This is a genomic window from Crenobacter sp. CS_VA4, assembly GCF_055597485.1.
Genome location: NZ_JBVMAE010000018.1, coordinates 62,419 through 72,129, shown reverse-complemented (window position 1 = coordinate 72,129; position 9,711 = coordinate 62,419). Strand labels below are relative to the sequence as shown.

The following is a 9,711-nucleotide window of genomic DNA, read 5'->3' as shown; positions in this document are numbered from 1 at the left end:
TGGGGTGGATGATGGGACTCGAACCCACGACAACTGGAATCACAATCCAGGACTCTACCAACTGAGCTACATCCACCACCGAAACTGGTGCACCCGACAGGACTCGAACCTGTAACCCCCGGCTTAGAAGGCCGGTGCTCTATCCGGTTGAGCTACGGGCACATGCCCATCGAGACAACTTTAAATTCTGTGGTCGGGGCGGTGGGATTCGAACTCACGACCCTCTGCTCCCAAAGCAGATGCGCTACCAGGCTGCGCTACACCCCGACAAGAGGCCGCAACTATACGGGGCTTGCCGGCCGGCTGTCAACACCCATTGAGGGTGAAGGGTAAAAAGTGCGAAAATCAGCGTTTTTACGGCTTTCTTTCCGGAAGCCTGCATCTTAGGGAAATATCAGCAATGGCGGCACAACGCATTGATGGCAAGGCAGTAGCAGCTGCTCGTATCGAACGCGTGCGCGAAGGCGTGCATCACCGGCTGAACAGCGGGCGTCGGGTTCCGACGCTGGCGGTGATTCTGGTAGGGGACAATCCGGCAAGCGCCGTGTACGTCCGTAACAAGAAACTGGCCTGCGAGCGGGCCGAGATCCGTTCGCTGTCCTACGAGCTGCCGGCTTCCACTAGCGAGGCCGATCTGCTGGCCCGCATCGACGACCTGAACGCCGACCCGACGGTCGACGGTATCCTGGTGCAGTTGCCGCTGCCGGCGCACATCGACGCGCAGGGCGTGATCGAGCGCATCGACCCGAAGAAGGACGTCGACGGCTTCCACCCGTACAACGTCGGCCGCCTGGCGATCAAGCAGCCGCTGTTGCGTCCGTGCACCCCGCGTGGCGTGATGACGCTGCTGGAGGCGTACGGTATCGACCCGAAGGGCAAGAAGGCGGTGGTGGTCGGCGCGTCGAACATCGTCGGCCGCCCGCAGGCGCTGGAACTGTTGATGGCGCGCGCCACGGTGACGATCTGCCACAGCGCCACGCAGAACCTGCAGGACGAAGTCGGCGCCGCCGACATCCTGGTGGTCGGCGTCGGTAAGCCCAACTTCATTCCGGGTGCCTGGGTGAAGCCGGGCGCGGTGGTGATCGACGTCGGCATCAACCGCCTCGACGACGGCACGCTGTGCGGCGATGTCGAGTACGCGGCGGCCGCCGAACGCGCCGGTTGGATCACGCCGGTGCCGGGCGGGGTCGGCCCGATGACGGTGGCCACCCTGCTGGAAAACACGCTCGATTCGGCCAACCTGCGCGACTGATCGCCGCTTCGGCTGCCCGGCTTGGCCGAACGGTCGGTGCGGCAGCTCGGTAAAGGGAACTTCTAAAACCGTCGCGAGCGTTCCGCAGGCGAGGCGGACGGAGCGCAGAAACCGGAGTGGACTCTATGTCCACGAGGATTTCGAGCACCGCCCAACGAGGCATCCGGAATGCGTAGTAGGTTTTAGAGGTTTCCTAGCACGGGTTCGCCACCGCTGCCCTTGGTAGCGGTGGCGTTTTGCTATTTCCGGCCGGTGCCTGGCACCGGCCCCCACATCGACAAAGAGAACGACAGACTATGAGCAACACCACGCATTCGGCGACGCTGCTGATCAGCGCCCCGGACAAGAAGGGGCTGGTCGCCGCGATCGCCAACTTCCTGATGACTTACAACGCCAACATCATGCACGCCGACCAGCACCAGGACGGCGTCGAGGGCCTGTTCCTGATGCGGGTGCAGTGGGACTTGCGTGGTTTTACGCTGCCGATGGACGATTTTGCCGCCGCTTTCGAGCCGATCGCGCGCGAACACGCGATGACCTGGACGGTGTCACTGTCGAGCCGCAAGCCGCGGATGGCGATCTTCGTGTCCAAATACGAGCACTGCCTGGTCGACCTCTTGCACCGCTGGCGGATCGGCGAACTCGACTGTGAGATCCCGCTGGTGATCTCCAACCATGAAGACTGCCGCCGCCTGGTCGAATTCAACGACATTCCGTTCCACGTGGTCCCGGTCTCCAAGGAGAACAAGGCCGAGGCCGAGGCCGAGCAGTTCCGCCTGTTGGAAGAGGCCGGCGTCGACCTGGTGGTACTGGCGCGCTATATGCAGGTGCTGTCGCACGAGTTCGTCACCCGCTACCCGGACCGCGTGATCAACATCCACCACAGCTTCCTGCCGGCGTTCGACGGCGCCAAGCCGTACCACCGCGCGTTTGCCCGCGGCGTGAAGCTGATCGGTGCGACCAGCCACTACGTGACCGAGGACCTCGACGAGGGCCCGATCATCGAGCAGGAAGTCACCCGCATCTCGCACCGCGACGATGTCGATGACCTGATCCAGAAGGGCCGCGACCTGGAAAAAGTGGTGCTGTCGCGCGCGGTGCGCTGGCACCTCGACCAGCGCATTCTGTCGTATAACAACAAGACCGTTATCTTCGACTGACCCATGCGTGCCCTACTCGACGACGCCATCAATCTGGTTCGGCTCAAAGTCGCACCGCTTGAACACTATCAGTACCCACTGTGGCAGGTGGCCATCGCGCTGACGCTGCTCGGCGTGATCGCCGGCGCCGGCGTGCCGGAGCTCGGCAACGGCGGCGGCCGGGTGCTGTTCTTCGTGCTGTTTACCTGGCTGGAAACCGTGCTGTTCTCCCGCTTCATCGGCTGGTGGCTGCGCCAGTCGGGCTGGCGCACCCCCTTGCCACTATTGGGGCTGGTGGTGGCGTGCAACGGCCTGCAACTGCTGACGCCGCTGGTCAGCTGGCTGCCCAACGACGTCGCGCAGGCGATCTCGCTGGCCCTGTCGCTGACCAGCCTGTACGTGCTGGTCAACGCGCTGGCCCGGGTGTCGAAGGTGGCGCGCGTGCGGGTGATGTTGGGGGTGCTGGCGTTCGCGCCAGTGGCGTTGGGGCTAATGATGCTGACGCTGACGCTATCGGCGAGCCTCGGTTGGGTCGACGTACCGGCCGACCTGCTCAACAGCTCGAGTTCTCAGGGTGCCTCTTCGGGGGCGGACGACAGCGCGCTCTGAATCGTCTCGGCCAGACCCCGCTGTGAAAACGGCGCGTTCACCCAAGCGTGAAACGCGCCGTTTTTGTAGAGCACGAACGCCGGCAGGTGGAACAGCTCGAACTCGTGGGCGAGCGCACTGCTGACCGCCACGTCGACGTAGGCGAGCGTGGTGACGCTGTCCGGCCGCCAGCGGGGCAGCATCTTGCGCCAGGCCTTGCAGGCGCCGCAATGCGGTTGGCCGAACATCACCAGCACCGCGCCGCGGCTCGCCGCGAGACGCGGGTGGAAGTCGAATTCGTCAAGCAGCAGCCAGTTAGGCGAGTGCGTCGACATCGGCGTCCTGCTGGGCTTCTTCAGGCATGTCCAGGGCGGGCACGTCGAGCTTGGCGATGTAGCGGGCGAGACCGAGCAGCGCGCGCAGCGCCTCGCCCTTCGGGCCCTCTTCGCCGCGTAGCCGGGCGTAGCGGCGCAGGATGGCGCGGCTGTCGTTGAACAGGTCGAGCGGGCTGTCCGGCGAGCCGACCACCGCCATCCGCGCCAGTTCGCCCTGTGGGCGCGGCGTGCCCTGCGCCAGCACCAGGTAGACCTTGTGCGCGGTGTGCGGGGTGATGTGGTCGAACAGGTAAAGGATAGAGTGGGCGCGCAGGCTGGTGCTGTCGCGCAGCTCGCGCAGCAGCGCCTGCGGGCGCAACTCGCCGCGGCTGGCGTTGCCGCCGGGCAGGGCAAAACGGCCGCCGACACGGGCGGTGACCAGCACGCCGTCGGGCAGCTCGACAATCGCCGTGGCGCGGCGCGCCAGCGAGGCCGGGAGTCTGGTTTCGGTACGATATTCCATCACTGATTCGGGGCTGCTGTGTGCAACCCGTCCAAAAAGGGGCCGCGATACCGGGCGGCAATCCGGAAGACAAAGGGGGTTGCTGCTGTTGTGGCCGGCGGGCGCCTGCCACGAAAAACGGGAGGGCAGCCCTCCCGTTCAATCAACATCGTCGGGAACCTCGCAAACCTGTTGCGCGGTTCGGATGCTTCGTTGGACGGTGCTCGAAATCCTCATGGACTTTTGAGTCCATTCCGGTTTCTGCGCGCCGTCCGCCTCGCCTGCGAACCGCTCACGACGGTTTGTCGAGTCTCCCTGCCGTGTATCAGGCGCGCTTCTTGAATTCGCCGGTACGGGTGTCGATCTCGATGCGGTCGCCGATTTCCACGAAGGCGGCAACCGGTACTTCGAAGGTGGCGCCCTTCAGGCGGGCCGGCTTCATCACCTTGCCCGAGGTGTCGCCCTTTACGGCCGGCTCGGTGTATTCCACTTCGCGGACCACGGTGGTCGGCAGTTCGACCGAGATGGCCTTGCCGTTGTAGAAGGTCACGTCGCAGACATCTTCCATGCCGTCGATCAGGTAGTTCAGGGCGTCGCCCATGTTCTCTGCCTCGATCTCGTACTGGTTGAATTCGGTGTCCATGAACACGTACATCGGGTCAGCGAAGTAGCTGTAGGTGCACTCTTTGCGCTCGAGTACGACCACGTCGAATTTTTCGTCGGCTTTGTAGACGGCTTCGGAAGCACTGCCGGTCAGCAGGTTCTTCATCTTCATCTTCACGACGGAGGCGTTACGGCCGGATTTGCTGAATTCAGCCTTTTGCACGACCATCGGGTCATTGCCGAGCATGAATACGTTGCCGGCGCGGAGTTCCTGTGCGGTTTTCATTACGTCAAAGTCCTGTTTGGAAAACGATTTCCGAAAAAACCAGCTATTGTAGCCAATTTTCCGCGTTCTGTGCCAGATGCCCGGCGAGGTCGCCGTGCGCGCGTTGCTGTTTCGCCCAGTTTTGTGCGTGCTGCGTCAGCGCCGGCAAGGCTTCGACCAGGCTCGGCCACAGCGCCGCGGCGTTGCCGTCCAGGTTGAACGCTCGGTTGAGTTCGCGCACCGTGGCGGCGAGCGGCGCGGGCAGCTCGGCCACGTAGCGGTCGAGGAAGGCGTCGAGCTTCACCAGATGCGCACCCTCGCCCTGCGGGTAGATGTGCCAGACGAACGGTCGCGCCGCCCACTGCGCGCGCACGAAGCTGTCCTCGCCGCGCACGATGTTGACGTCGCAGCTCCACAACAGCCGGTCGTAGCCGCTCTGGTCGGTGAACGGCAGCACCTTCAGCGTCAGATTGCCGCGCCGCAGCAGTGCGCCGGCCACCAAGGGTTGGCCGAACAAGGGCGCGATGCTCGTCAGCGCCCGGCCCTCCGGCACCAGCGCGGTGATCGGCGTGGCACCGTCGCTCCAGGTCTCGACCAGGCCCTTCAGTGCCTCCGCCTCGTAGCAGAACACGCTGACGCGCAACTCGCCGTCGGCTCGCGGGGTCAGCCCCAGCGCTTGCCAGTACGCATTCTGGCCGGCTGCGTCGGCCTGCCAGGCGTCGCGCGCCTCCAACAGACCCGCCTCGCACAGCAATCCACCGGTTTGCGCGGTGAACCCCGGGAAGAAGAACCGTTTCATCAGGCCGAGCTTCGGCTGCGGCGACGCCAGGTCGTGGCAGCCGTCGACCCAGTCTTCGGCCGACAGGTATTCGAGGTTGTACCAGGCAGGCTGGGGGCGGCGGCGCTGCATCGCGGCGAGGTATTCATCCGGCAGGCTGCAGGCGAACGCCTCGATCACCACTTCGGCGGCGTCGACCTCGGGAAAGCCGTCGCGCGGCCACAGCCGTACGGTGATGCCGACGACCGTCTGTTCGGCCAGACTTACGTCGAGCTCGGGGCAGAGCCGGGCGAAGCTCGCCAGGTCGTCGACCCATAGCCGGACCGCCTGCTGGTGTTCGTGCGCCAGCTGGCGCGCCAGCCGCCAGGTGACGCCGATGTCGCCGAAGTTGTCGACGACGGTGCAGAAGATGTCCCAGGAACGGGCAGGGTGGGTCATGGTGCGCGGACAAGTAACGAGGGATGGCCGTCATTATCCGGGTTTTGCCTGGCGGCGGAAAACCGTGCCTTGCCCGCCTATCTGGCGTGGGCGGCGGCGCGGGTTCAGTAGGCCACATAGGGCCCGTTGCCCGCCGGGGTGTTCATGCCCTCGATGGCGGTGAATACCTGGCGCCCGTAGAAGAACGGCAGGCCCCAGTCGAAGGTGGTGGCGTTCAGACCCGGGGCGCCCAGATTGGAAAACGCCGCAAAGGAGGGGTTGTTCTGAAACAGCGCCACCGCGTTGGCCATCGCGAAGTCGATATTGCCTGTGGCGTTGGTGCCGGTGTTGCTGGCCGACAGGCTGAGCGGCGTGGCCGGGCAGGAGAAGTCGGGGGCGATGGAGTTGCTGGCGCAGGACGGAATGCTGCTGTCGTTGAGGAACAGCGCATTCGAGCCGCTGTCGATGAAGCTGCTGCTGTAAGCGGTGCCCTTGTAGGTGGTGCTCAGCGTGCCGTTGTTCGGGTTGAGCCCGAACACGGCGACACTGCCGAGGCCGTTGTTGGTCCGTGTGCCGATACCGAAGATCAGCGAGCCGGTGACGGTCCCGCTGCCATTGCTGCCGACCGCGGGCAGTTGGATCAGCGTGCCGTTGTTGTCGCCGGCGAACAGCGGCACCGGGTTGGCGACCTGCTGCGCCAGTGGCTGCGTGGTCGACTGACAGGTGGCGCCGCTCGGGCAAGTGTAATAGGTGCCGGCGATCGCGCTGCTCACGCAGGCGCCGCCGCAGTCATGCCGGAACACGCCGACCCCCAGGAGGCCGTTGGCGCCGAAGGTCGCTAGCGTGTTTTTGGCCGGGCCGTTGCTGCTGCAGCTGCTCGGGATCGTCGGGACGGCGGGATCGCCGATCACCTGGATCGGCAGGGCGCTGGCCTGTTCGCTGGCGATCTTCAGATCGGCCGTCCTGACCGCCCCCCAGCTGAAGCCGTGGGCAAACTGCACGCAGGACGCGATCGGCACGCCGCCGGAATTGGTCTGCTGCGGCAAGGCGACGTTCAGCGCCGAGGCGAGGATGCGCATCCCGCTGGAACCGGTGTCGACGATGATATGGTCGATAGTCTGGCAGCTGCTGCCGCCCAGTGCGCACAGGGTGACGGAGACGAAGGGGAGGTTGACCGCGGCGCCGGCGCCCGGCGGGCCCGGGTCGATGCTGATCGCCTGGACATTCGGCCCGGCCGGGCCGGGGGGAGTGGCCGCGACAGTGCTGCCACCGCCCCCGCCTCCACCGCAGCCGACCAGCAACAGGGCGATGCCGAAGCAGATCGTCGCGAGCACTGTGCGCATATGTGCCTCCTTACCGGATCTCTTCCGCGGACATGCCGGGCGGCAGCAGAGCCGGCAGATAGGCCTGACCCGAGAAGGCGCGCATATGGCCGCCGGAGCGCACCACCAGCCCCGGCTGCACCACGGTCATCGGGCCACGCTGGCCTTGCTTGAGACTGGCGGCGTCGACGTATTGGGGGAAATAGCTGCCCAGCAGCTGGCGCAGGTCCGGCATGAACGGTCCCTGCCAGGCCACGCCGAACACGGTCCCGCCCGGCGATACGTATTCCCGTACGATCGTGCCCGACGGCAGTTGGATTTCATGGAGGGTGTAGCGGGCGGCGTTCAGGATGCGGCGGCTGGCCTGCATCTGGCTCTGGTCGAGCTGAACCGAACCCTCGCTGCTGCCCAGTGCGGCGTGCACTGGAAGCGGCATTGCCAACGCCATCAGCACGGCACTCGAGAACCATGTCGCTGAACGCATGCCGATCTCCACGGAAGTTCGCTCACTGGGTTCATCATAGTGCGAGGCGACGACGATATCGCCGCGGCAAGCGAGCTGTCATCGCCGAAGCGGCCAGGCATGACGGAGGACGGCCCGGGGCGGGGCGAGTGGCGTTTGAGAGCGCTGATGCTAGGCGCAGAGGGCGTCGGGCAAGGCGGCGACTCCATCCGGACCGGGATGCCGTGCCGGGCTGGCCGAGGGCCAATTGAAAACGCCACGGGGTCATGGATCCCGTGGCACCGTCGACGACCTGGTCAAGTGGTCGCCTAGCCTGGCCGAACGGCAGGCGGGTTCAGACGTGCAGCAGCAGGTAGCGGCGCTCCCACGGGCTGATCACGTCGAAGAACTCGCGGTACTCGGCGTCCTTGATCGCGGCGTAGGCCTTGATGAAGTGCTCGCCGAACAGCTCGGCGAGCGGCTCGCAACGCGCCAGCATCTCGATCGCGTCGTCGAGGTGGCGCGGCAGCTGGTGCGGCTGCTCGTAGGCGCTGCCGGTCAAGGGCTCGCTCGGCTGGAGCTTCTCGCGCATCCCCAATAGGCCGCAGGCCAGGCTCGCCGCGATCGCGAGATACGGGTTGACGTCGACGCCCGGCAGGCGGTTTTCCACCCGGCGCGCCTCGGGGCCGGAGTGCGGCACGCGCAGCCCGCAGGTGCGGTTATCGTAGCCCCACGACAGGTTGATCGGCGCCGAGGTGTAGCGACTCAAGCGGCGGTACGAGTTCACGTATGGCGCGAAGAACGGCATCGCCGGCGGCAGGTATTTCTGCAGGCCGCCGATGTAGTGCAGGAAGGCGTCGGACGGGCTGCCGTCGCCGTTCGAGAAGATGTTTTGGCCGGTTTCCTTGTCGATCACGCTCTGATGGATATGCATCGCGCTGCCCGGCTGGCCCTGCATCGGCTTGGCCATGAAGGTCGCGTACATCTTGTTGCGGATCGCCACCTCGCGCACGGTGCGCTTGAACAGGAACACCTGGTCGGCCAGTTCGAGCGGGTCGCCGTGATCGAGATTGATCTCCATCTGTGCGGTGCCCATCTCGTGGATCAGCGTGTCGAGCGCCAGGCCCTGTGCCTCGCACCAGTCGTAGATCACGTCGAAGATGTCGTCGTACTCGTTGACCGCGTCGATGCTGAAGCTCTGCCGGCCCGCTTCGGTGCGGCCGGTGCGGCCCACCGGTGGCGACAGTGGAATATCTTCGTCCGGTTGCACCTGAACCAGATAAAATTCCATTTCCGGTGCGACAACGGCCTTTAAGCCGGCATCGTCATACAGTTTCAGGATGCGTTTCAGTACGTTGCGCGGCGACAGCTCGGCCGGGGTACCGTCGAAGGCGACGCAATCGTGGATGATCTGTGCGGTCGGCTCGTTGGCCCAGGGAACCAGACGGACAGAATTCGGGTCTGGGATCAGCCGCATGTCCGGATCGGCGGCGGAGGTGAAGTCCTGCTCCGGGTAGTCGCCGGTGACGGTCAGCGCCAGTACGGCTTCGGGCAGACGCAGCCCTTCGGCGGGGCGGTATTTGTTGCGCGGTACGATCTTGCCGCGGGCCAGGCCGGTCATGTCCGGGATCAGGCACTCGACTTCGGTGATCTGGTGTTCGTCAAGCCATTGGTCTAGCGGATGCGGGGTCGTCATAAAGCCTCTGTCGTTACGGATGGGCGCCGGCGCTGGTGTCGCGCCTGGCGTGATTGAGCAGGCCGTCGACGCGGTTGGCCAGCGTCAGGAAGGCGCGGTGGCTGTCGAGTCGGTCGGCGGTGATAAAGCGGGGCAGGCGGCGGGCGCCGATCCAGGGTACGTGCAGCATGGTGTGTCCTTCGCTTGGGTCGTGAGGTAGTGCCTGACGTAAAAAGTTGAACAGGCGTGACGCTATCCTAGACAGGTGGGGCGGGCTTGGGCAACGCTTTGTGTGCCGCTTCGGCCAATTCGGGCCGGGACGTCGCCAATCGGGCCGGAACCTTGCGCCGCCGGGCTAGAAGTTCTCGCGGCTCAGCTGGTGTCGATCTAGGCTGGGTACAGGAAAACGCCGCA

At 65.3% G+C, this 9,711-nt stretch carries 11 protein-coding genes and 3 tRNA genes; 3 read left to right on the top strand and 11 right to left on the bottom strand.

What is annotated here, in order from left to right; all coding sequences use genetic code 11:
* From ACZ2IA_RS16510 to ACZ2IA_RS16500, 3 genes are all read right to left on the bottom strand, one after another.
* Positions 1-76: transfer RNA gene (locus tag ACZ2IA_RS16510), tRNA-His, on the bottom strand.
* Positions 77-85: 9 nt separating this feature from the next.
* Positions 86-162, bottom strand: a tRNA-Arg gene (locus ACZ2IA_RS16505).
* A gap of 28 nt (positions 163-190) precedes the next feature.
* Positions 191-267: transfer RNA gene (locus tag ACZ2IA_RS16500), tRNA-Pro, on the bottom strand.
* Positions 268-400: 133 nt separating this feature from the next.
* On the opposite strand from ACZ2IA_RS16500, the gene folD reads away from it, so the two are divergent.
* The 3 genes from folD to ACZ2IA_RS16485 all read left to right on the top strand — a co-directional run bounded on the left by folD (position 401) and on the right by ACZ2IA_RS16485 (position 3,000).
* The gene (gene folD, locus ACZ2IA_RS16495; protein ID WP_470293687.1) at positions 401-1,252 is read left to right on the top strand and encodes a bifunctional methylenetetrahydrofolate dehydrogenase/methenyltetrahydrofolate cyclohydrolase FolD; all 852 of its coding nucleotides are present in this window, start codon (positions 401-403) and stop codon (positions 1,250-1,252) included.
* A gap of 296 nt (positions 1,253-1,548) precedes the next feature.
* Positions 1,549-2,412 (top strand): formyltetrahydrofolate deformylase, encoded by an 864-nt coding sequence (purU, locus tag ACZ2IA_RS16490; RefSeq protein ID WP_470293686.1) that lies wholly within the window; start codon positions 1,549-1,551, stop codon positions 2,410-2,412.
* Positions 2,413-2,415: 3 nt separating this feature from the next.
* On the top strand, positions 2,416-3,000 hold the full coding sequence (locus ACZ2IA_RS16485; protein ID WP_470293685.1) for a hypothetical protein: 585 nt from the start codon (positions 2,416-2,418) through the stop codon (positions 2,998-3,000).
* Here ACZ2IA_RS16485 and ACZ2IA_RS16480 read toward each other — a convergent pair.
* From ACZ2IA_RS16480 to ACZ2IA_RS16445, 8 genes are all read right to left on the bottom strand, one after another.
* Positions 2,961-3,314: a thioredoxin family protein gene (locus ACZ2IA_RS16480; protein ID WP_470293684.1), complete on the bottom strand. Its 354-nt coding sequence runs from the start codon at positions 3,312-3,314 to the stop codon at positions 2,961-2,963. The two genes, ACZ2IA_RS16485 and ACZ2IA_RS16480, sit on opposite strands and share 40 nt — an antisense overlap.
* On the bottom strand, positions 3,295-3,816 hold the full coding sequence (locus ACZ2IA_RS16475; RefSeq protein ID WP_470293683.1) for an NUDIX domain-containing protein: 522 nt from the start codon (positions 3,814-3,816) through the stop codon (positions 3,295-3,297). Before ACZ2IA_RS16475 ends, ACZ2IA_RS16480 begins: the two co-directional genes overlap by 20 nt.
* 304 nt (positions 3,817-4,120) lie before the next feature.
* Complete coding sequence (gene efp, locus ACZ2IA_RS16470) at positions 4,121-4,684, bottom strand: elongation factor P (protein ID WP_470293682.1); 564 nt, start codon at positions 4,682-4,684, stop codon at positions 4,121-4,123.
* A gap of 43 nt (positions 4,685-4,727) precedes the next feature.
* Positions 4,728-5,879, bottom strand: coding sequence for an elongation factor P maturation arginine rhamnosyltransferase EarP (gene earP, locus ACZ2IA_RS16465; protein ID WP_470293681.1), 1,152 nt, complete (start codon positions 5,877-5,879; stop codon positions 4,728-4,730).
* Between the two features lie 104 nt (positions 5,880-5,983).
* Positions 5,984-7,201, bottom strand: coding sequence for a DUF3443 domain-containing protein (locus ACZ2IA_RS16460; protein WP_470293680.1), 1,218 nt, complete (start codon positions 7,199-7,201; stop codon positions 5,984-5,986).
* A 10-nt stretch (positions 7,202-7,211) separates the two neighbouring features.
* On the bottom strand, positions 7,212-7,664 hold the full coding sequence (locus tag ACZ2IA_RS16455) for a DUF2844 domain-containing protein (RefSeq protein ID WP_470293679.1): 453 nt from the start codon (positions 7,662-7,664) through the stop codon (positions 7,212-7,214).
* Positions 7,665-7,977: 313 nt separating this feature from the next.
* The gene (locus ACZ2IA_RS16450; protein ID WP_470293678.1) at positions 7,978-9,318 is read right to left on the bottom strand and encodes a glutamine synthetase family protein; all 1,341 of its coding nucleotides are present in this window, start codon (positions 9,316-9,318) and stop codon (positions 7,978-7,980) included.
* 13 nt (positions 9,319-9,331) lie between these two features.
* Positions 9,332-9,487 carry a hypothetical protein gene (locus tag ACZ2IA_RS16445; RefSeq protein ID WP_470293677.1) on the bottom strand — a complete coding sequence of 52 codons (156 nt, stop codon included), beginning with the start codon at positions 9,485-9,487 and terminating at the stop codon, positions 9,332-9,334.
* Positions 9,488-9,711 lie beyond the last annotated feature (224 nt).